General features: G+C 62.8%; 23 protein-coding genes and 1 other RNA gene. 14 read left to right on the top strand and 10 right to left on the bottom strand.

Going from position 1 to position 20,563, the window contains the following annotated elements; translation table 11 throughout:
• Positions 1 to 155 precede the first annotated feature (155 nt).
• From CIC12_RS17130 to CIC12_RS17115, 4 genes are all read left to right on the top strand, one after another.
• Positions 156 to 1,049 carry a glutamate/aspartate ABC transporter substrate-binding protein gene (locus CIC12_RS17130; protein WP_168665274.1) on the top strand — a complete coding sequence of 298 codons (894 nt, stop codon included), beginning with the start codon at positions 156 to 158 and terminating at the stop codon, positions 1,047 to 1,049.
• An 82-nt stretch (positions 1,050 to 1,131) separates the two neighbouring features.
• Positions 1,132 to 1,872, top strand: coding sequence for an amino acid ABC transporter permease (locus tag CIC12_RS17125; RefSeq protein WP_168665273.1), 741 nt, complete (start codon positions 1,132 to 1,134; stop codon positions 1,870 to 1,872).
• On the top strand, positions 1,872 to 2,549 hold the full coding sequence (gltK, locus tag CIC12_RS17120) for a glutamate/aspartate ABC transporter permease GltK (protein WP_168665272.1): 678 nt from the start codon (positions 1,872 to 1,874) through the stop codon (positions 2,547 to 2,549). The genes CIC12_RS17125 and gltK overlap by 1 nt, the downstream gene beginning before the upstream one ends.
• A complete protein-coding gene (locus CIC12_RS17115; protein ID WP_042320997.1) occupies positions 2,546 to 3,271 on the top strand; it encodes an amino acid ABC transporter ATP-binding protein in 726 nt (241 codons plus the stop codon). Before gltK ends, CIC12_RS17115 begins: the two co-directional genes overlap by 4 nt.
• Before the next feature lie 103 nt (positions 3,272 to 3,374).
• Here the strand turns inward: CIC12_RS17115 and CIC12_RS17110 are convergent, their stop codons facing one another.
• Positions 3,375 to 4,316, bottom strand: coding sequence for a class II glutamine amidotransferase (locus tag CIC12_RS17110; RefSeq protein ID WP_168665271.1), 942 nt, complete (start codon positions 4,314 to 4,316; stop codon positions 3,375 to 3,377).
• 168 nt (positions 4,317 to 4,484) lie between these two features.
• Here CIC12_RS17110 and pyrC point away from each other — a divergent pair, with 168 nt between their 5' ends.
• The 3 genes from pyrC (at position 4,485) to rnpB (ending at position 6,985) form a co-directional block, all read left to right on the top strand.
• Positions 4,485 to 5,546, top strand: a complete 1,062-nt coding sequence (pyrC, locus tag CIC12_RS17105) for a dihydroorotase (protein ID WP_168665270.1) — start codon at positions 4,485 to 4,487, stop codon at positions 5,544 to 5,546.
• Positions 5,547 to 5,557: 11 nt separating this feature from the next.
• Positions 5,558 to 6,418 (top strand): DUF3025 domain-containing protein, encoded by an 861-nt coding sequence (locus CIC12_RS17100; protein WP_168665269.1) that lies wholly within the window; start codon positions 5,558 to 5,560, stop codon positions 6,416 to 6,418.
• A 153-nt stretch (positions 6,419 to 6,571) separates the two neighbouring features.
• Positions 6,572 to 6,985: RNase P RNA component class A (rnpB, locus tag CIC12_RS17095), an RNA gene on the top strand.
• A 110-nt stretch (positions 6,986 to 7,095) separates the two neighbouring features.
• Here the strand turns inward: rnpB and CIC12_RS17090 are convergent.
• The gene (locus tag CIC12_RS17090; RefSeq protein ID WP_168665268.1) at positions 7,096 to 7,518 is read right to left on the bottom strand and encodes an OsmC family protein; all 423 of its coding nucleotides are present in this window, start codon (positions 7,516 to 7,518) and stop codon (positions 7,096 to 7,098) included.
• A gap of 689 nt (positions 7,519 to 8,207) precedes the next feature.
• Between CIC12_RS17090 and rplM the strand changes: the two genes are divergently transcribed.
• The 3 genes from rplM (at position 8,208) to erpA (ending at position 9,683) form a co-directional block, all read left to right on the top strand.
• The gene (rplM, locus tag CIC12_RS17085) at positions 8,208 to 8,636 is read left to right on the top strand and encodes a 50S ribosomal protein L13 (protein ID WP_020069304.1); all 429 of its coding nucleotides are present in this window, start codon (positions 8,208 to 8,210) and stop codon (positions 8,634 to 8,636) included.
• A gap of 11 nt (positions 8,637 to 8,647) precedes the next feature.
• Positions 8,648 to 9,040 carry a 30S ribosomal protein S9 gene (gene rpsI, locus CIC12_RS17080; protein WP_011489810.1) on the top strand — a complete coding sequence of 131 codons (393 nt, stop codon included), beginning with the start codon at positions 8,648 to 8,650 and terminating at the stop codon, positions 9,038 to 9,040.
• A gap of 277 nt (positions 9,041 to 9,317) precedes the next feature.
• Entirely contained in the window at positions 9,318 to 9,683 is a 366-nt protein-coding gene (gene erpA / locus CIC12_RS17075) for an iron-sulfur cluster insertion protein ErpA (protein WP_013340463.1), read from the top strand.
• Between the two features lie 82 nt (positions 9,684 to 9,765).
• On the opposite strand, the gene CIC12_RS17065 is transcribed toward erpA, so the two are convergent.
• Positions 9,766 to 10,896 carry an anhydro-N-acetylmuramic acid kinase gene (locus CIC12_RS17065; RefSeq protein WP_168665266.1) on the bottom strand — a complete coding sequence of 377 codons (1,131 nt, stop codon included), beginning with the start codon at positions 10,894 to 10,896 and terminating at the stop codon, positions 9,766 to 9,768.
• Positions 10,897 to 11,122: 226 nt separating this feature from the next.
• Between CIC12_RS17065 and tyrS the strand changes: the two genes are divergently transcribed.
• The 3 genes from tyrS to CIC12_RS17050 all read left to right on the top strand — a co-directional run bounded on the left by tyrS (position 11,123) and on the right by CIC12_RS17050 (position 13,668).
• On the top strand, positions 11,123 to 12,373 hold the full coding sequence (tyrS, locus tag CIC12_RS17060; protein ID WP_168665265.1) for a tyrosine--tRNA ligase: 1,251 nt from the start codon (positions 11,123 to 11,125) through the stop codon (positions 12,371 to 12,373).
• A gap of 48 nt (positions 12,374 to 12,421) precedes the next feature.
• Positions 12,422 to 12,880, top strand: coding sequence for a D-aminoacyl-tRNA deacylase (gene dtd / locus CIC12_RS17055; RefSeq protein ID WP_168665264.1), 459 nt, complete (start codon positions 12,422 to 12,424; stop codon positions 12,878 to 12,880).
• A 113-nt stretch (positions 12,881 to 12,993) separates the two neighbouring features.
• Entirely contained in the window at positions 12,994 to 13,668 is a 675-nt protein-coding gene (locus tag CIC12_RS17050) for a histidine phosphatase family protein (RefSeq protein ID WP_168665263.1), read from the top strand.
• A gap of 114 nt (positions 13,669 to 13,782) precedes the next feature.
• Here the strand turns inward: CIC12_RS17050 and CIC12_RS17045 are convergent, their stop codons facing one another.
• From CIC12_RS17045 to ruvC, 4 genes are all read right to left on the bottom strand, one after another.
• A complete protein-coding gene (locus CIC12_RS17045; protein ID WP_168665262.1) occupies positions 13,783 to 14,724 on the bottom strand; it encodes an oxygenase MpaB family protein in 942 nt (313 codons plus the stop codon).
• A 49-nt stretch (positions 14,725 to 14,773) separates the two neighbouring features.
• Positions 14,774 to 15,838 carry a Holliday junction branch migration DNA helicase RuvB gene (gene ruvB / locus CIC12_RS17040; protein ID WP_168665261.1) on the bottom strand — a complete coding sequence of 355 codons (1,065 nt, stop codon included), beginning with the start codon at positions 15,836 to 15,838 and terminating at the stop codon, positions 14,774 to 14,776.
• A 233-nt stretch (positions 15,839 to 16,071) separates the two neighbouring features.
• Positions 16,072 to 16,653 carry a Holliday junction branch migration protein RuvA gene (gene ruvA / locus CIC12_RS17035; RefSeq protein ID WP_168665260.1) on the bottom strand — a complete coding sequence of 194 codons (582 nt, stop codon included), beginning with the start codon at positions 16,651 to 16,653 and terminating at the stop codon, positions 16,072 to 16,074.
• Positions 16,654 to 16,922: 269 nt separating this feature from the next.
• On the bottom strand, positions 16,923 to 17,465 hold the full coding sequence (gene ruvC, locus CIC12_RS17025; protein ID WP_042321028.1) for a crossover junction endodeoxyribonuclease RuvC: 543 nt from the start codon (positions 17,463 to 17,465) through the stop codon (positions 16,923 to 16,925).
• 129 nt (positions 17,466 to 17,594) lie between these two features.
• Here ruvC and CIC12_RS17020 point away from each other — a divergent pair, with 129 nt between their 5' ends.
• Positions 17,595 to 17,834 carry a hypothetical protein gene (locus CIC12_RS17020; RefSeq protein WP_168665259.1) on the top strand — a complete coding sequence of 80 codons (240 nt, stop codon included), beginning with the start codon at positions 17,595 to 17,597 and terminating at the stop codon, positions 17,832 to 17,834.
• A gap of 247 nt (positions 17,835 to 18,081) precedes the next feature.
• Here the strand turns inward: CIC12_RS17020 and purH are convergent, their stop codons facing one another.
• From purH to CIC12_RS17005, 3 genes are all read right to left on the bottom strand, one after another.
• Positions 18,082 to 19,647, bottom strand: coding sequence for a bifunctional phosphoribosylaminoimidazolecarboxamide formyltransferase/IMP cyclohydrolase (gene purH, locus CIC12_RS17015; RefSeq protein WP_168665258.1), 1,566 nt, complete (start codon positions 19,645 to 19,647; stop codon positions 18,082 to 18,084).
• 46 nt (positions 19,648 to 19,693) lie between these two features.
• Positions 19,694 to 19,927 (bottom strand): Fis family transcriptional regulator, encoded by a 234-nt coding sequence (locus CIC12_RS17010; RefSeq protein ID WP_007180440.1) that lies wholly within the window; start codon positions 19,925 to 19,927, stop codon positions 19,694 to 19,696.
• Positions 19,924 to 20,563, bottom strand: a 640-nt coding sequence (locus CIC12_RS17005) for a tRNA dihydrouridine synthase (protein ID WP_174772084.1), incomplete at its 5' end; no start/stop codon positions are given. The genes CIC12_RS17010 and CIC12_RS17005, both read right to left, overlap by 4 nt.

Raw genomic sequence — 20,563 nt, 5'->3', positions numbered from 1 at the left:
GCCGCCCGCCTTTGCATATCCGGAACCGGTCCGCAGATCGGTCGAAGGCGTCGCGCGCCCTTAGCGGCGCGCGCGCAACAACATGGTTTATAGCCATACTTTCAGAATAATTACTTTGCTAAACTGGCGCCGGTTCTTGCCAAGGAGATCACAACATGAAGGTTAAAAAAGCTGCGCTGCTGCTCGCGACTCTCGGACTGTTTACGGTTGGCGCGCAGGCGCAAGACGCGGGTACGCTGAAGAAGATCAAGGACACGGGCGTCATTTCGCTGGGTCATCGCGAATCCTCCATCCCGTTCTCGTATTACGACGACAAGCAGAATGTCATCGGCTACTCGCAGGAATTCGCCATGAAAGTGGTGGAGGCCGTCAAGCAGAAGCTGAATATGCCTAACCTGAAGGTGAAGCTGACTCCGGTGACGTCGCAGAACCGTATTCCGCTGGTGCAGAACGGCACGGTGGACATCGAATGCGGCTCGACCACGAATAACCTCGAGCGCCAGCAACAGGCCGCGTTTTCGAACACGATCTTCGTGATCGGCACGCGGATGATGACCAAGAAGGACTCCGGCATCAAGGACTGGGCGGACCTGAAGGGCAAGACGGTCGTCACGACCGCCGGTACCACCTCCGAGCGCCTGCTTCGCAAGATGAACCAGGACAAGAGCATGGGCATGAACATCATCAGCGCGAAGGACCACGGCGAGTCGTTCCTGACGCTGTCGACAGGCCGCGCCGCAGCGTTCATGATGGACGACGCACTGCTCGCGGGCGAACGCGCGAAGTCGAACAACCCGAACGATTTCGTGATCGTCGGCACGCCGCAATCGCGTGAAGCGTACGGCTGCATGATGCGCAAGAACGATCCGGAGTTCAAGAAGGTTGCGGACGACGCGATCGCCAAGGTCCAGACGTCGGGCGAAGCCGATGCGATCTACAAGAAGTGGTTCGAATCGCCGATTCCGCCGAAGGGCCTGAACCTGAACTTCCCGCAAAGCGACGATATGCGGGCGCTGTTCAAGAATCCGAATGACAAGGCGATCGATTAAACCTCAGGTGTTTTTTTGAAACGCTGAACGAAACGGAAGGAGCCAAGCGCTTCTTCCGTTTCTTTTTGCTGGAGTCTTGGTCATGTCATATCACTGGAACTGGGGCATTCTGCTGAGTCCGGTCTCCACCGGCGAGCCGACCACCTATCTGGGCTGGTTGTTCTCCGGCCTCTGGGTGACGATCACCGTGTCGCTGGCGGCATGGGTGATCGCGTTGATCGTCGGTTCGCTGTTTGGCGTGCTGCGCACGGTGCCGAACAAGTGGGCGTCGGGCATCGGCACGGTCTACGTCGCGATTTTCCGTAACATTCCGCTGATCGTGCAGTTCTTCATCTGGTATCTGGTGATACCGGAGCTGCTGCCCGTGTCGATGGGCAACTGGTTCAAGCAACTGCCGCCGGGCGCGCAGTTCTTCTCGTCGTCAATCATCTGTCTCGGGCTGTTCACTTCCGCGCGCGTGTGCGAGCAGGTGCGCTCGGGCATCAACGCGTTGCCGCGCGGCCAGCGCGCCGCGGGTCTCGCGGTGGGCTTCACGCAATGGCAGACGTATCGCTATGTGCTGCTGCCGGTCGCGTACCGGATCATCGTGCCGCCGCTTACGTCGGAATTTCTGAACATTTTCAAAAACTCGGCGGTGGCTTCGACGATCGGTCTGCTGGATCTGTCCGCGCAGGCGCGTCAGCTGGTCGACTACACGTCACAGACCTATGAGTCGTTCATCGCCGTCACGGTGGCGTACATGCTGATCAATCTGGTCGTGATGCAACTGATGCGCTGGGTCGAAGCCAGAACCCGGTTGCCCGGCTATATCGGAGGCAAGTGATGCACCATTTCGACTGGAGCGGTATTCCGGGCGCACTGCCTACGCTGTGGACCGGGGCCATCGTCACCTTCAAGATCACATTGATCGCGATCGTGTTCGGCATCGTCTGGGGCACCATTCTCGCGATGCTGCGGTTGTCGTCGTTCAAACCCTTCGAGTGGTTCGCGAAGGGGTATGTGACGATCTTCCGTTCGATCCCGCTGGTAATGGTGCTGCTGTGGTTCTTCCTGATCGTGCCGCAAGTGCTGCAGAACGTGCTCGGGTTGTCGCCGGATATCGACATTCGTCTTGCGTCGGCCATGGTTGCGTTCTCGCTGTTCGAGGCCGCGTACTATTCGGAGATTATCCGCGCCGGCATTCAGGCGGTGCCGCGCGGCCAGGTCAACGCGGCGTTCGCGCTCGGCATGAACTACGCGCAGGCGATGCGCCTGATCGTGCTGCCGCAGGCATTCCGTGCGATGGTGCCGCTGCTGCTCACGCAGGGTATCGTGCTGTTTCAGGATACGTCGCTCGTCTACGTGATCAGCCTCGCCGACTTCTTCCGCACCGCCACGAATATTGGCGACCGTGACGGTACGAATGTCGAGATGGTACTGTTCGCGGGCGCATGTTATTTCGTGATCTGTGTGGTCGCGTCGAGCCTCGTCAAAGGTCTTCAGAAAAAGGTCGCAAGATGATCTCTATCAAGAATGTTTCGAAGTGGTACGGTCAGTTTCAAGTGCTGACCGACTGCACGACGGAAGTCAAAAAAGGTGAAGTGGTGGTGGTGTGTGGGCCGTCGGGCTCAGGCAAGTCCACGCTGATCAAAACCGTGAACGGCCTCGAGCCGTTCCAGAAGGGCGAGATCGTCATCAACGGCCAGTCGCTGACCGACAAGAAAACCAATCTGTCGAAGCTGCGTTCGAAGGTCGGCATGGTGTTCCAGCACTTCGAACTGTTTCCGCATCTGTCGATCGTGCAGAACCTGACGCTCGCGCAGGTGAAGGTGCTCGGCCGCTCGAACGACGAAGCCACCGCGAAGGGGCTGAAGCTGCTCGATCGAGTCGGCTTGCGCGCGCATGCGGACAAGTTTCCGGGGCAATTGTCGGGCGGTCAGCAGCAGCGCGTGGCGATTGCGCGCGCATTGTCGATGGACCCGATCGCGATGTTGTTCGATGAGCCGACTTCGGCGCTCGATCCGGAGATGATCAACGAAGTGCTCGACGTGATGGTCGAACTCGCGCAGGAAGGCATGACCATGATGTGCGTCACGCACGAAATGGGCTTCGCGAAGAAGGTCGCGCACCGCGTGATCTTCATGGACAAGGGCTTGATCGTCGAGGACGACCGCAAGGAAGACTTCTTCGCCAATCCGAAGTCAGATCGTGCGAAGGATTTTCTGGCAAAGATCCTGCACTGAGGTTCGTGCGCGGCCCGGCCGGTGCAGGCTGGCTCGTGTGGGCCGAAAAAAAGCCGCTCCCTGGAGCGGTTTTTTTGTTGCTGGTGCGCGAGCGATCAGTCGCTCAGGACTCGAAGGCCGCGGCGTCATCAGCCGCTTCGAGGTCGGGTTCGCCGTCGTCGGCCATGATTCCGGTCCCAGTGGTTGAGGCTGCAATCGTGGTGGCGGAGGCCGACGCATCCAGCGCGGGGTTGCGCAGCTTCTCCAGCACCGATGCCGGCACCGGCACGTTGATGCGGCCGATCACTTCGCCATGCTGGAACATCATCAGATCGCCCGGTTCGAATGCGCTCCACACTTCGTTGTCGGTCAGCGGCTTGGTGGCGATCACCGCGACGCGGTCTTCGGGCGTCGTGTACTTGGCGAAGTCGATCGACACGTCCGCGTCGACCAGATGCGCGGTGGAAAACGGCCAGCGCCGCACGATGTAGTGCAGATGCGTCGAGCAATGCGCGAACAGCGCCTGGCCGTTGGACATCAGAAAATTGAACACGCCGAACTGCGTGATCTCACGCGTGAGTGTCTCGAGCCTGACGAACAGTTCGTCGAGCGGCGGCTGCTGCGCGCCCGGAAACGCCTTGCGCAAACCTTCAAGCAACGCGCAGAAAGCGAGTTCGCTGTCGGTCGTGCCGACCGGCTGATACACGCCCGACAGTTGCGGCGCATAGTCTTTCAGATCGCCGTTGTGCGCGAAGATCCAGTGACGCCCCCACAGTTCACGCATGAACGGGTGGCAGTTTTCGAGCAGGATGTGCCCTTGCGTCGCCTTGCGGATATGGGCGATGGTGTTCTTCGATTTGATCGGATAACGCTTGACCATCTCGGCGATCGGCGAGGTGGCCGACGATTGATGGTCGATGAACAGGCGGCAGGCTTTGTCCTCGAAGAAGGCGATCCCCCAGCCGTCGGCATGATGATCGGTGACGCCGCCGCGCGCCGCAAAGCCGGTGAACGAGAACGTGACGTCCGTCGGCGCGGCGCAGTTCATTCCGAGAAGTTGGCACATGTTGCGGGTGAGCCTGTGAACGGGGCGAGCCGTTACAATGATGATTTTCCAAGCATATCACCGAGCCAGAAACGCCAAATAGCGAAATTGACGTGTGTTTGGGCCGCAACAGGGCGGTTTGACCGGGTCAAATGGCTTTTGTCGCCGAGTCTCGTTCCCCTTTTCGCCATGACCGCTTCCAACGTTTCCCTCGATTCCATCACGCTCGCCCGTCCCGACGACTGGCACCTGCACGTTCGCGACGGCGCGATGCTGGCCGCCGTCCTGCCGGACACCGCGCGCCAGTTCGGCCGCGCGATCATCATGCCGAACCTGAAGCCGCCGGTCACGACCACCGCGATGGCGCAGGCGTACCGCGAGCGGATCGTCGCCGCGATCCCCGAAGGCGCGAAGTTCGAACCGCTGATGACGCTCTACCTGACCGACAACACGCCGCCTGACGAAATCCGCCGGGCGCGCGAGAGCGGCTTCGTGCATGGCGTGAAGTTGTATCCGGCGGGTGCGACCACCAACTCGGACGCGGGCGTCACCGACATCATGAAGTGCGCGAAAATGCTCGAAGCGATGCAGGAAGTGGGCATGCCGCTGTTGGTGCACGGCGAAGTGACGGATTCGTCGATCGATCTGTTCGACCGCGAGAAGGTCTTCATCGACCGCGTGATGACGCCGCTGCGCCGCGCGTTTCCGGCGCTGAAGGTCGTGTTCGAGCACATCACGACGAAGGACGCGGCCGACTACATCCGTGAGGCCGGCGTCGCGCCGGCGCTGCTGGGTGCGACGATCACTGCGCACCATCTGCTGTACAACCGCAACGCGATCTTCCAGGGCGGCATTCGTCCGCATTACTACTGCTTGCCGGTATTGAAGCGCGAGACGCACCGGGTGGCGCTGGTCGAAGCGGCGACATCGGGCAATCCGCGCTTCTTCCTCGGCACAGATAGCGCACCGCATCCGAAGGGTTTGAAGGAGCACGCGTGCGGTTGCGCGGGCTGCTATACGGCGCTGCATGCGCTGGAGCTTTACACGGAAGCATTCGACAAAGCCGGCGCGCTGGACAAGCTCGAAGGCTTTGCGAGCTTCTTCGGGGCGGATTTCTACGGTCTGCCGCGCAATGCGGAGCAGATCACGCTGCGTCGCGAGCAATGGACGTTGCCGGCCGAACTGCCGGTCGGCGATACGCCGGTGGTGCCGCTGCGCGGCGGGGAGTCGATCGGTTGGCGTCTGGTTTGAGGTTGAGCTAGATGCAGGTGCAAGACGCGGGGCAGGGAGAAGGGCAGCAGGCGGGGCCGCAAGCAGGCTTCGCCGCGATCGACTGGTCAAAGCCCTGGTTCGCGCAGTTCGCTGGCCGCGGCCGACGCTGGCAGCAGGCCGCGCTGACGAACCATGCAGCGTTGCTCGCCGAAATGAACGCCGATGCCGCCGAAATGCGGCAGACCACAGGGCGCGGGCAGCGCCTCGCGTTCATCGCGCAGGACGCTCTGCCGCCCGGCGCAGCGTACGAAGCGCACATCGCGTCGACTGGCTGCGTGCCGACGCGCCATAACCTGCACGACTTCTTCAACGGCTCGATGTGGTTTGCGTTTCCGCGCATCAAGGCGGCGCTGAACGCGCGGCAGTCGGCGGCCATCGACGTGTTGGGCGTCGGCCCGACCCGTGGCGGCGTGCGCGATACGCTGACCTTGTTCGATGAGAACGCATTGCTGTTCGCCTGTGCCGATCCCGCTTTGAGCGCCGCGCTGCGCGGCTTCGACTGGCGGACCTTGCTCGTGACCCGGCGCGAGGCGTGGGGTTCGAGCTGCGAAGTGCGCTGCTTCGGCCATGCGTTGCTCGAAAAATTGATCGCCCCGTTCAAGGCCTGCACGGGCCATGCGTGGATCGTCGACGTTCCGCCCTCGTACTTCGAATGGAACGCCGCGGCGCGCGATGCATGTCTCGATGAATTGGTCAGCGCAGCGCTGCTCGACACCGACGCGCTGACGAGCCGCCTGTTCGCACCGCTGCCGGTGCTGGGCATTCCGGGCTGGTGGCCCGGGAACGACTCGCCCGCGTTTTACGACGACGCGTCCGTGTTCCGCACGGGGCGGCGCAGCCGTCTGGCCTAGGCACCCGAAGGTTTCGCGGGGGCCGTGCCGCACGAGCGGGCTCTTGCTACGGCGGCCTGTCCGAATCCCACGCTGCCCTTTTTCATAGCCATTCAGCTATTTCAGCCGCCGAACCGGCTCCTCTGCCGCGCAGATGTTAAAATCCGCCGCAGCAAAGCAGGCTAGGCAGTCGCGGCCTTGGCGGCTTCGGCCAAAGAGGGCGAGGAAAGTCCGGACTCCACAGGGCAGGGTGATGGCTAACGGCCATCCGTGGCAACACGCGGAACAGGGCAACAGAAAGCAAACCGCCGATGGCCCGGCGCAAGTCGGGATCAGGTAAGGGTGAAACGGTGCGGTAAGAGCGCACCGCGGCTGCTGCAAGGCAGACCGGCACGGTAACCTCCACCCGGAGCAATTCCAAGTAGGCAGGCGCGCATCTTCGAGATGCAGGACGGGGCCCCCGTCTCGTCTGCGGGTAGGAAGCTTGAGCGCGTCAGTAATGGCGCGCCTAGAGGAATGGCTGCCACGCGCGTCGCGTTTTCGGACGTTGCGCGTGCACAGAATCCGGCTTATCGGCCTGCTTTGCCACCCAACAAGAAATGCCGGCGTCTTTACGGACGCCGGCATTTTATTTGCTGCGCGCAAGTCGTGCGTAAGGCGGCTGCAGCGGCGCCAAGCCTCGCAGTCCGCCGCCGCGCTCAGTTCGCGACGATGTCGAACGAGTGCGTAAGTTCGGCGGTTTTGGCGATCATGATCGACGCCGAGCAGTATTTGTCGTGCGACAGATTGATCGCGCGCTCGACGGTGGCGGGGTTCAGATTCTTGCCCGTCACGGTGAAGTGAAAATGGATTTTGGTGAACACCTTCGGATCTTCACTGGCGCGCTCGGCTTTCAGCGTGACCGCGCAACCGGCGATTTCCTGACGGCTCTTCTTCAGAATCATCACGACGTCGTAGGCGGTGCAGCCGCCTGTGCCGAGGAGAACCATCTCCATCGGGCGCGGCGCGAGATTGCGGCCACCGCCTTCAGGCGCGCCGTCCATCGCAACCAGATGACCGCTGCCCGTCTCGGCCGCAAATGCCATCCCGTCCTGCCCCATCCAGCTTACTTTGCATTCCATGCTGTGCTCCACCGCGCTTCGCTAATATCAAGACGGCATTGTAGCCCGCGACCTGCGGATCCGCCCGAGGCGACTTCTGTCGAAAATGATGCGGGATGGCGGCTTGCGTGTTGCGGTGCGGCATGATCAGCCCCGTCGGGAATTCCTTGGCGGGTTTAGGAGTTTTACTCTAGCGGAGTTTCCCGGACGCGGCCGGTAGAACCGCATTAGTGACTGATTCAAAAGGAAATTTACGGGCGATCAGGTTTCTTCCAAAGTCTGTCACAATGTGAAATCGCATTTCACATTGCAAATGTTCTTGCGTCGCACAAGGCGGCCTCATATAATTCATCCCATCGTTGCAGCAGTTCTGCAACTCCGCTGTCTCCTCCACCTCCTCCTTTGGTGGATTAAACCCGAACCCCTCGTTCGGGTTTTTTTTCGCCTGCGGCAAGCGCGGACCTATCTCGCGTCCAGGTCAATTCCGGGCGGCAAAGCTCGAAAGAACTACTGTCGCGGAGCGGATCGGCCGCCCGGTTTCGTCAAACTTCCGTACGTTTTGACTTGTGATAGCAAATTCCTTTATAATTCAGGGCTTTTCCGCATCCGCGCCCGCGGAGGAAGAACTAGGGAGAGCCTGCACGCGCCTCGATGCGCACATTACAAGCAGGAAAAAACACATTGGGCGCAGCAATTTTTTTGGATCGATCATGAAGACGTTTTCCGCAAAAGCCCATGAGGTGACGCGCGAATGGTACGTGATTGACGCGACGGATAAGGTTCTCGGGCGTGTCGCCAGCGAAGTGGCACACCGTCTTCGCGGCAAGCACAAGCCTGAATTCACTCCCCACGTCGACACCGGTGATTTCATCATCGTTATCAACGCCGGCAAGCTGAAGGTCACGGGCAACAAGGCTACTGACAAGAAGTACTATCGCCACTCGGGTTACCCGGGCGGTATCTATGAAACGACGTTCGGCAAGATGCAGGAACGCTTCCCGGGCCGAGCGCTCGAGAAAGCAGTCAAGGGCATGCTGCCGAAGGGCCCGCTCGGCTACGCGATGATCAAGAAGCTGAAGGTCTACGCTGAAGCAACGCACCCGCATTCGGCGCAACAGCCGAAAGCGCTCGAGATCTAAGGGGAGCCCACATGATCGGTAACTGGAATTACGGCACGGGCCGCCGCAAGAGCGCCGTCGCACGCGTGTTCATCAAGGCAGGCAAGGGCGACATCGTTGTGAACGGCAAGCCTATCGCCGATTACTTCTCGCGCGAAACGTCGCTGATGATCGTGCGTCAGCCGCTGGAACTCACGAACCACGGCGTTACGTTCGACATCAAGGTCAACGTGACGGGTGGCGGTGAAACGGGTCAAGCCGGTGCAGTTCGCCACGGCATCACCCGCGCGCTGATGGACTATGACGCAACGCTGAAGCCGGAACTGTCGAAGGCAGGCTTCGTGACGCGTGATGCTCGTGAAGTCGAACGTAAGAAGGTCGGCTTCCACAAGGCACGTCGCAGGAAGCAATTCTCGAAGCGTTAATCGTTTCGAGCGCGAGCCGGCTGCAAGGCCGGTGCGCAGCAAAAGCCGCCAACGCTTTCGCGAAGGCGGCTTTTTTTATGCTTTTTATGGTCATGCGATCCGGTCTCGTGACAACGGCGTGGCCACAGGAGCGACGATTTTCGCCGTTCGGGCTGGCTGGTGGCGGCAATCGCGCCGGCTATGCGTGTGCAGCGAAGAACCCATTGAATTTGTGGGCTTCAGCACGATATCGAGATCAGCCCTACAATAGCGGCTAGAAGCTTTTTGGAGAGTTCGAATGAACGCAGTCACCGAAACACCCGTGACCGAGATGCCCGCCCCCTTCGTTTTCACCGACGCAGCGGCTGACAAGGTCAAGCAACTGATCGAAGAAGAAGGCAATGCGGACCTCAAACTGCGCGTTTTCGTGCAGGGCGGCGGCTGCTCGGGCTTTCAGTACGGTTTTACGTTCGACGAAGCCGTCAACGAGGATGACACCGTCATGAACAAAAGCGGCGTCCAGCTGCTGATCGATTCGATGAGCTACCAGTACCTGGTGGGCGCTGAGATCGATTACAAGGACGATATCAACGGCGCGCAATTCGTCATCAAGAACCCGAACGCGACCACCACGTGTGGTTGCGGCTCGTCGTTCTCGGTTTGATCGCCGTCAGGCAACAGGTTGTGTAAAAAACGGGGCCCCGCGGCCCCGTTTTTTATTGTCCGCGCTCGGCACCGCGCTTCACTCATCGCGGATAAACCGCTCCGAGCACGCGTTCAGCCGTCGCGCCAGTGACGGCCGGCAAATTGCCCGGCGCCCGCGCGATGCAGCGCATCGCCAGCCACGCAAAGGCTAGCGCTTCGACCTGGCTCGGCGGCACGCCGAGCGCGTCGGTCGTCATGACCGGCACGCCGCTCACGCCGCTGTCCTCTAGCGCCTGCTGCAACGCCTTCAGGATCTCGGGATTGCGCGCGCCGCCGCCGCAAACGTAGACCGCTCTCGCATCCGACGCGTGCCGCTCGATTTCGCGAGCAATCGTCACGGCCGTCAGAGCGACGAGTGTCGCCTGCACATCGGCCGGTTCGAGCGCGGAGAACGGCTGGAGTTTCGCGTCGAGCCATTCGGCATTGAACAGATCGCGGCCGGTGCTTTTCGGCGGCTGCTGCGAGAAAAACGGTTCGTCGAGCAAGGCGTTCAGCAGCGTGCGATCCACCTGGCCGCCGGCCGCGAAATGGCCGTTCTCGTCGAACGGCTTGCCGAGATGGCGCTGCGCCCATTCGTCGAGCAGCGCGTTCGCCGGTCCGCAGTCGAAGCCGCGCACGCTGCCGGTCGCGTTCAGGACCGTGATGTTGCTGATACCGCCGAGATTGCAGACCACGCGCGTTTCATTTTCCGCCCCGAACACCGTCGCGTGAAAAGCCGGCACGAGCGGCGCGCCCTGGCCGCCGGCCGCGACGTCGCGGCTGCGGAAATCGGCGACCACGTCGATGCCCATCATCTCCGCGAGCAGCGCGGGGTTGTTGATCTGTCGCGTATAGCCCTTTTCCGGGCGATGCCGCACGGTCTGCCCATGCACCCCGATCGCGCGCACTTCGGCGGCCGGGATGTGGCTGTTGCGCAGCAGTTCGTGGCAGCACACGGTATAACGCGTCGCGAGCGCATTGGCGGCCAGCGCTTCGCGCTCTATCTCGTTGTCGCCCGGTTGCTGCAGCGCGAAGAGCGCCTCGCGGATGCCCGCGGAGAAGCCGACGAACGCCTCGGCGAGCACCTGCGGCGGCTTTCCTGCGGCAAACCGGACGGCCACGCCATCCACACCGTCCATGCTCGTGCCGGACATCAAGCCAAAGTAGATGCCGTCTGCGGGGTCTTGCGCCACGTTGCTGCTCCTGTCGAGGGTTCGATGCGATTCGTTTTAGCAGATTATCGGTGCAAGCGCGGCGCAATATAAGCGCCGCGGCGCTGCCTGCGCGCCGCATCGTGCGCAAATCATGCGCTGCCGTCCCGCTGCGGGGCTGCTTATAGCCAGCTTATGGCCGCCTCAGTGGGCGCGGCGGCGCGTATCTATGGGACAATCTCCCTTTTCGCGACTTCACGTTTCCAGCATGAGCACCGAGTCCACCAAGCCCACTCCCGCTACCGTCTTTCCGATCACCGACGAAGTTCGTCACGCGCTCGCCGTCACCAAACGCGGTGTCGACGAACTGCTGATCGAAGACGAATTTGCGCAAAAACTCGCGAAAAGCGCGGCGACCGGCAAGCCGTTGCGCATCAAGCTCGGGCTCGATCCGACCGCGCCCGACATCCACATCGGCCACACGGTTGTGCTGAACAAGATGCGCCAGTTGCAGGACCTCGGCCACACGGTGATCTTCCTGATCGGCGATTTCACTTCGCTGATCGGCGATCCGTCGGGCCGCAACGCGACCCGTCCGCCGCTCACCCGCGAGCAGATCGAGTCGAACGCGAAGACCTATTTCGAGCAGGCCGCGCTCGTGCTCGACCGCGACAAGACGGAGATCCGTTACAACAGCGAGTGGTCGATGCCGCTCGGCGCCGACGGCATGATCAAGCTCGCGTCGCGCTACACGGTGGCGCGGATTCTCGAGCGCGAAGACTTCACCAAGCGTTTCCAGGGCGGCGTGCCGATCTCGATCCACGAGTTCCTGTACCCGCTGATGCAAGGCTATGATTCGGTCGCGCTGAACGCCGACCTCGAACTCGGCGGCACCGACCAGAAATTCAACCTGCTGGTGGGTCGCGAGTTGCAGAAGCAGTACGGCCAGGAGCAGCAGTGCATCCTGACGATGCCGCTGCTCGAAGGGCTAGACGGCGTCGAGAAGATGTCGAAGTCCAAGAACAACTATATCGGCATCAGCGAAAAGCCGACCGACATGTTCGGCAAGCTGATGAGCATTTCCGACGTGCTGATGTGGCGTTACTTCGAACTGCTGTCGTTCCGTCCGATGGAGGAAATCGCCGGCTTCAAAAAAGAGATCGAAGCGGGCCGCAATCCGCGCGATTTCAAAGTGCTGCTCGGCCAGGAAATCGTCGCGCGCTTTCACTCCCAGGCCGACGCCGAGCGTGCGCTTGAAGACTTCAACCATCGCGCGAAGGGCGGCGTGCCGGACGATATCCCGGCGGTGACGCTCGCGGGCGCGCCGCTCGCCATTGGCCAGTTGCTCAAGCAGGCCAATCTCGTGCCGTCGACCAGCGAAGCGCTTCGCAACATCGAGCAGGGCGGCGTGAAGATCGACGGCGCGACCGTGTCCGACAAGGGTCTGAAGGTCGAGGCGGGCGAGTACGTAGTGCAGGTCGGCAAGCGCCGCTTCGCACGCGTCACGCTGACAGCCTGATCGTCTGCCGATGCGTCGAACCTTGTCCCCGTCGAAGGCGAGCCGCCGATGATCGCGCTGATCCAACGCGTGCGGCGCGCGGAAGTGCGCGTGGCCGATCGGGTGACCGGCGCGATCGACGCGGGTCTGCTCGCGCTCGTATGCGCCGAACGGGGCGACACGGAGGCCGCCGCCGACCGGTTGCTCGCCAAGGTGCTCGGCTACCGCGTATTCAGCGACGCGGCGGGCAAGATGAACCTCTCCGTGCAGAATCTCGACGGCGCCGGGCGCGCGGGCGGGCTGCTGCTCGTATCGCAATTCACGTTGGCCGCGGATACCAACAGCGGCCTGCGTCCGAGCTTCACGCCGGCCGCGCCGCCGGACGAAGGCAGGCGGTTGTTCGACTACTTCGTGTCTGCCGCGCGCGGGAAGCATCCGATTGTCGAGACCGGCGAGTTTGGCGCGGACATGCAGGTCTCGCTCGTCAACGACGGGCCAGTCACGTTCTGGCTCCAGGTGAACGCCTGAGCCGGGCATCGCCTCTCCATCCTGATGCGCGCTCGCCGCGCGTCTTACCCTCCAGCCGTTTTTGCGACAATAGCGGCTCGGCATAACCGGCGAACGGCGCCCACTTCTCTCTCATGACTACGCAGATCCTGTTCATCCGGCACGGCGAGACCGACTGGAACCGCATCAAGCGGATTCAAGGCCACATCGACATTCCGCTCGCGACGACCGGGCTCGCCCAGGCGCAACGTCTCGCGCGCCGCATCGCCAGCGAGGCGGAGCAGGGCGTGCGGCTCGACGCGGTCTACTCGAGCGACTTGCAACGCGCGCAGCAAACCGCGCAGCCTATCGCCGACGCGCTCGGCTTGCCGCTGCAATTGCGCAAGGGTCTACGCGAGCGCTCCTACGGCGCGTTCCAGGGCCACGACAGCGACGAGATTGCACAGCGTTTCCCCGATGAATATGCGCACTGGCAAACCCGCGATCCCGGTTTCGCACCGCCTGAGGGCGAGTCGCAGCGCGTGTTCTACCATCGCGTAGTGCACGCCATAGAGCCGCTGGTGGCCGCGCATCCGGGCGGTCGGATCGCCTGTGTCGCGCATGGTGGCGTGCTCGACTGCGTGCGCCGGTTCGCGAGCGGTTTGCCGCTCGATGCGCCGCGTGACTATCCGTTGCTGAACACGAGTGTGAACGTGGTGGATTTCGACAACGGCGCGGCGACCATTGTGTCGTGGGCGGACGTCGCGCATCTCGACGCGCCGGCCGAGGACGATGGTTTCAGGAAGGCACTCCCGCAAGCGCGACGGTAATTGATTCGAAGCGCCGCGGTTTGGGCGGAGCCGCCCGCCACAGGCATATCGAGCGGCGCGGTGGCGTACGGATCTGCCCGCGCGGGCCGCGCGGCTAGTGTGCCGAGACCGGCATCAATCAGGCTCGGGCGTGGCAGCCACACGACGGCGCGCGCGTTTCGACACGCCGTTCACCAGCGCCCAACGGATGACCGGCGCGACGACACGCACGCCAGGCCGCGCGAACGTACGGCGCAGTGCGGCATGGCGTTCGAATCCCAGCATCGACTGCGCCCAGTCCGGCAGAAGATCGACTCCGGCGTTGAGCATCAACGTACCGGCGGGCCGCATCGCGATGCTCGGCGCGGGCGCGCTCATCAGAATCTTCACGACTTCGCGGGTGCGCTCGCTGGCCACTAGCGCAGGCCGCATCGCCTGCAAGTAGGTGTCGATCCCAGCGCGCGAGCGTGGAATGTTTTCGGCGCCAAGCATCTCGGCGATGCGCGCGGTTTCCGCAAAATACTGATCTTGCGCGGCAACCGACAACAGCGGATTCACGTAGCGCAAGTGCGCGGTCATGAAACTCGACACCTCGGCGACATGCACCCAAGTCAGCAGCGCAGGCTCGCTCGCGCGATACGGCTGCCCGTCCGGCGCAATGCCGCTCACACCGAGGTGAATGCGCTTCACGCGTTCGATCAGCGCCAGCGCATCGTGCCGGTTGCCGTAGGTCGTGCCGGCGATGAAAGTCGCGGTGCGGCGCAAGCGCCCGAGAATGTCGGTGCGGAAGGTCGAATGGTCCCACACTCCGGCGAGCGCCAACGGGTGCAATGCCTGAAGCAGTAGCGCGCTGATGCCGCCAGTCATCATCGAGGTGAAGTCCGCGTGGACTTTCCAGCAGACGGAGTCCGGCCCGAAGAGGCCTGGGTCGCCCGGCGGCGACGAATAGTCGAGCATGGGGCCGCTGCCGCTCGTCAGATGCGTGACGCCGGCAGCCAGTTTCGAGCGGAGTCTGCGCGTGAGCAACTGGGCGATTCCACCCGATGAGCCGGAGCGCCGCGTCGTCTGGTCGGACATGCTCGGCGGCCTCGTTACGCGCGGCTCAGGTTGCGGCTCACGACGTGCCTCACTGTGCGGCCGAATCCCACAGGCCGGGCAGCGCGCTCGACGCGTCCGGCGCGGCGAGACCGAAATGCCGGTAGGTGAGCAGCGTGGCGACGCGGCCGCGCGGCGTGCGCTGCAGGAAGCCTTGCTGGATCAGATAAGGTTCGAGCACGTCTTCGATCGTGTCGCGTTCTTCGCCGATGGCCGCCGCCAGATTGTCGACGCCGACCGGGCCGCCGTCGAACTTGTAGAGGATCGCTTCGAGCAGCTTGCGGTCCATCAGGTCGAAGCCGACCGCGTCGACGTCGAGCATTTTGAGCGCGGCGTCGGCCACTTGCGCGGTGATGTTGCCGTCCGCTTTGACCTCGGCGAAATCGCGCACGCGCCGCAGCAGACGATTCGCGATACGCGGCGTGCCGCGCGCGCGTTTGGCGATTTCGAACGCGCCGTCCGGATGAATCTGCGCGTTCAGCAGCGACGCCGAACGCGTGACGATGCGCGCCAACTCCTCGGCGTTGTAGAACTCGAGCCGAGCGACGATGCCAAAGCGGTCGCGCAGCGGATTGGTCAGCATGCCCGCGCGGGTGGTCGCGCCGACCAGCGTGAACGGCTGCAGGTCCAGCTTCACGCTGCGCGCGGCAGGCCCTTCGCCGATCATGATGTCGATCTGATAGTCCTCCAGCGCCGGGTACAGGATTTCTTCGACGACCGGCGAGAGCCGGTGGATTTCGTCGATAAAGAGGACGTCGTTGGCTTCGAGATTGGTCAGGAGCGCGGCGAGATCACCGGCGCGTTCGAGCACCGGTCCCGACGTTTGCCGCAGATTGACCCCCATCTCTCGCGCGATGATGTGCGCGAGCGTGGTCTTGCCGAGGCCAGGCGGGCCGAACAGCAGCACGTGGTCGAGCGATTCGGCGCGGCGCTTGGCGGCCTCGATGAAGATTTCCAGCTGGCCGCGGACTTTTTCCTGCCCGACATATTCTTCGAGCTGGCGCGGGCGCAACGCGCGCTCGAACGCTTCTTCGTTCGGCGAGACGGGCGTGGCCGCGATGATGCGCTCGGCGGCGAGTTTGTCGGTTTCGATCATGCGGGCATTGTACCGCGCGTGGTCCGGAGGAAGGCTCCTTGGGGGCGCGCCGAAGGAAGTCCATTTTGAAGGCGAAGTCGCTGCAAGATCAGGCCGGGAACGGCCGGACGGTGAGGCGACCCGTCGATGCCGCCATCTTCGGGGCGAGCCTCCACGTGCGCTTCCATCGGAGCGCGAGCGTGCGAAGCCTTACTCATCGAGAGCAGGCCGGCGCCCGGCGCGAAGGCCGTCCATCACCCCTTCGACAACGCCTTCAACGCGAGCTTGATTCCCTCGGATACGCCGGTGCCGGCCGGCACGTTCTTCACTGCCGCCAGCGCTTCTTTTTCGGAGTAGCCGAGGGCAAGCAGCGCGTTGAGGATGTCGGACGCGTGGTCGGATGCCGAGGTCGCGCCCGCCATCGCGCCGAGGTCGGCGCCGAGCTTGCCCTTCAATTCGAGGAGCAGCCGCTCCGCCGTCTTCTTGCCGATGCCCGGCACACGCGTGAGGCGCGCGGCGTCCTGCATCGTGACGGTCTGCGCGAGTTCGTGCACGCTCATGCCCGACAGCACCGCGAGCGCCATGCGTGCGCCGATGCCAGAAATTTTCAGCAGTTCGCGAAAGGTCGAGCGCTCTTCGGCGGTACCGAAGCCGTACAGCAGATGCGCATCCTCGCGCACGATCATCTGCGTGAGCAACACGACGCGCTCGCCATTCGACGGCAGGTTGTAGAACGTGCTCATCGGCACATCGACTTCGTAACCGACGCCGTTGCAGTCGACGAGCAGATGCGGCGGGTTTTTTTCCAGCAGAACGCCGGCAATGCGACCGATCATGGCGAATTCAATCTCGAGAGAAAGGGCGAGTGTAGCGCAGCGAGTGAGCGGCGCGTGATGCGCAATCGTGTCGGTCGGCGTCGACCGCGTCGACCGGCGTCGACCAGCATTGGCCGCCGTTGACTCGCGCGAGCGGCGTCCCTGGACTGAGATCCCTTTTCGCGGGCTCTCCACCCATTCACCCAGAAGGAGCTTCCATGCTGAGCCTCACCACGCTCGCGCTGTTTGCCGGCGCGTGTCTCGCGTTGACCGCCACGCCCGGCCACCTCTTACCCCACCAACCGCCCTCGCCTCACCCTCAGCCCCTTCTTCGCCAGCGCAGGCGCGATGCCTCCCAGCGTGCTCAGTGTCGTGCCGCCATGCGCATGACAGATCGCCATGCCGAGCGCGTCGGCGGCATCGGTGCCGGGCACGCCCGACAGGTTGAGCAACCGCACCACCATCTGCTGCATCTGCTCCTTGGTCGCGCGGCCGTAACCCACCACGGCCTGCTTCAATTGCAGCGCGGTGTATTCGGCGACCGGCACGCCGCCCGCCACCAGTCCGCAGATCGCCGCGCCGCGTGCCTGGCCGAGCAGCAGCGTGGATTGTGGATTGACGTTGACGAACACTTTTTCGATCGCCGACTGATCCGGCGAATGCTGGCGGATCAGCGTCGAGATGCCTTCAAAGATGGTGCCCAGACGCGAGGGCAGATCGGCGTCGGCGGTTTTGATGACACCGCTCGCGACATAGCTGAGGGTATGACCGCTTTGGTCGATCACGCCGAAGCCGGTGACGCGCAGGCCGGGGTCGATGCCGAGAATTCTCATGAGGTGCCGCAGATGCGCCAAAAACCAGGTGCTTGCGATACTACAACACGCACGCCGTATGACGGTCGGCGGGCGGCGCTGCCGGCGGAATAAAAACTGCTGCAGCCACGGCGAGGAGGCTTTTCGCAGATGGAGCGCTATCGGAATGTCAGCGGCGATTCGGGTGTCGATGCGTATGAAGTCGGCGACGATTTCATCAAGATTCGCTTCAGGCCCGGCGTCGTGTATTGGTACACGACGGCGAGCGTCGGCGCGCGGCATCTCGGTGTGCTGAAGCGTCTTGCACGACGCGGGCAGGGGCTGGGCACTTACATCAGCCAGCATCCTGATGTGAAGGGCGGCTACGCGAAAAAAGAACCGGACGACTGAGTGGTGCAAAGAGCGTGCGAAGCGCGCACGCTAACAGCCGGACAAAGCGGCGACACTGCAACGCCAAAGCAATGAGATGGCCTCTGATACGAAGGGAAGTCGGGTTAAAAGAAAACGGCCCGGTGGAAAATCCATCGGGCCGTCTTTCTGACCTTCAGCGCCTCAAGCTTCATCCGGCAACTTGTGCCGCATCAGGTACGAGGACGGGGCGCAAGACAGCAAATGCCGCCGACCGCCCTCGCATCACTCAATGACGGAAGTGACGCACGCCCGTCAACACCATCGCGATGTTGTGCTCGTCGGCGGCGTTGATCACTTCGTCGTCGCGCATCGAGCCGCCCGGTTGAATCACGCAGCTCGCGCCTGCCGCCACGACCACGTCGAGGCCGTCGCGGAACGGGAAGAACGCGTCCGACGCCACTGCCGAACCCGTCAACGTCAAACCGGCGTTCTGCGCCTTGATGCTGGCGATGCGCGCCGAGTCCACGCGGCTCATCTGGCCCGCGCCGACGCCGAGCGTCATGCCGTTCGCGCAGAACACGATCGCGTTCGACTTCACATATTTCGCGACGCGCCATGCGAACAGCAGATCGTCCATTTCCTTCGGCGTCGGATGACGCTTGGTCACCACGCGCAGTTCGTGCGGCTGCACGTTCTTCGAATCGAGCGATTGCACCAGCAGGCCGCCGCCGACGCGCTTCAGATCGAATGCGTTATGGCCTTCGCCCAGCGCGATTTCGAGCAGACGCACGTTCTGCTTCGCCGCGAACACCTGGCGTGCTTCGGCGCTGAACGACGGCGCGATCAGCACTTCGACGAACTGCTTGGCCACCGCTTGCGCCGCCGCTTCGTCCACTTCGCGGTTGAACGCGATGATGCCGCCGAACGCCGAGGTCGGATCGGTCTGGAACGCCTTCGAATACGCTTCGTGCGCGTTTGCGCCAACCGCCACGCCGCACGGATTCGCGTGCTTGACGATCACGCAGGCCGGCACGTCGAAGGTCTTCACGCATTCCCACGCCGCGTCGGAATCTGCGATGTTGTTGTACGACAGTTCTTTGCCTTGCAGCTGGTTGTAGTTCGCCAGTGCGCCGGCCGGCACGCTCAGGTCGCGATAGAACGCGGCGCTCTGGTGCGGGTTTTCGCCGTAGCGCAGGTCCTGCACCTTGTCGAAAGCCAGGTTGAACGTGGCCGGGTACGTGTTGCGCGAGGCGTGTTTCAGCTCCTCGGTCAGGCTCGTCAGGTAGTTCGTGATCGCGCCGTCGTATTGCGCGGTGTGCGCATACACCTTGGTGGCGAGGCGGAAATTCGTCTTGTACGACACCGCGTTGCCGTTCGCGCGCATTTCTGCGAGCACGACCTGGTAGTCGGCCGGGTCGACCACCACCGTCACGTCGCGATGATTCTTCGCGGCCGAGCGCAGCATGGTCGGGCCGCCGATGTCGATGTTCTCGATCGCGTCTTCCAGCGAGCATTCTTCCTTCGACACCGTCTGCACGAACGGGTAAAGGTTCACGACCAGCAGGTCGATGGTCGGAATGTCGTGCTTCTCAAGCGCCGCCATGTGTTCCGGCAGGTCGCGGCGCGCGAGGATGCCGCCGTGCACCTTCGGATGGAGCGTTTTCACGCGCCCGTCGAGCATTTCCGGGAAGCCCGTGTAATCGGCGACTTCAGTGACGGAGAGGCCCGCGTCGGCGAGCAGTTTCGCGGTGCCGCCGGTCGACAGGATCTTGATGCCGAGGTCCGACAGCGACTTGGCGAAGTCGACGATGCCCGACTTGTCGGAAACGGAGATGAGCGCTTGCTTGATCATGATGAAGACGAAAAGCCGAAGAGAAACGTGGCGGGGCGCCCGAAAATTACAACAAACCGTGCTGTTGCAGTTTCTTGCGCAGCGTATTGCGGTTGATGCCGAGATACTCGGCGGCCAGCGACTGATTGCCGCCGGCCTGCTCGAGCACCACTTCGAGCAGGGGTTTTTCCACGCATGAAATGACCATGTCGTAGACGTCGTGCGGATTGGAGCCGTCGAGATCCTGGAAGTACATACCCAGGCTGTCGCGGACAGATTGTTCGATATTGTTCTTGCTCATGCTGCCAGTCGGTCGGTGTGATCCTCGCCCTTGTTGTCGAGCCCGGGGTTGCCAGGTGATTCGTCGACGTAGACGAGGCGGTCGGAGATCGCCTTTTGTGCGTCAAAGAATTCGTTGACGGCGAGGAGTTGTTCGCGCGTGGTGTCCAGCGTATTCATGCGATGCCGGAACACGTTGGCGCCAGAAAGGCCGCGAGTGTACCAGCCGATGTGCTTGCGCGCAGTGCGGACACCCGTAAATTCCCCGTAGAACGCGTAGTGATCTTCGAGATGCTCGTTCATTACCTGCTGGATTTCGTCGATGCGCGGCGGGGGCAGCAAGTCGCCCGTTTGCAGGAAATGCTCGATCTCGCGAAACAGCCACGGGCGCCCCTGCGCTGCGCGGCCGATCATGATCGCGTCGGCGCCGGTGACGGCCAGCACCTCGCGCGCTTTGTGCGGCGAGGTGATGTCGCCGTTGGCGACCACCGGAATGCGCACCGACGCCTTGACTGCGGCGATGGTCTCGTATTCGGCGTCGCCGTGATACAGGTCGGCGCGCGTGCGGCCGTGCACGGTCAGCATCGAAATGCCGGCGTCCTCGGCCAGATGCGCGACGCTCAACGCATTTTTGTTGTCGCGGTTCCAACCCGTGCGG

Source organism: Paraburkholderia sp. SG-MS1 (assembly GCF_012275575.1).
GTDB lineage: Bacteria > Pseudomonadota > Gammaproteobacteria > Burkholderiales > Burkholderiaceae > Paraburkholderia.
Note: the sequence above shows the minus strand (reverse complement) of the source record. Positions and strands in the feature narration are given on the sequence as shown.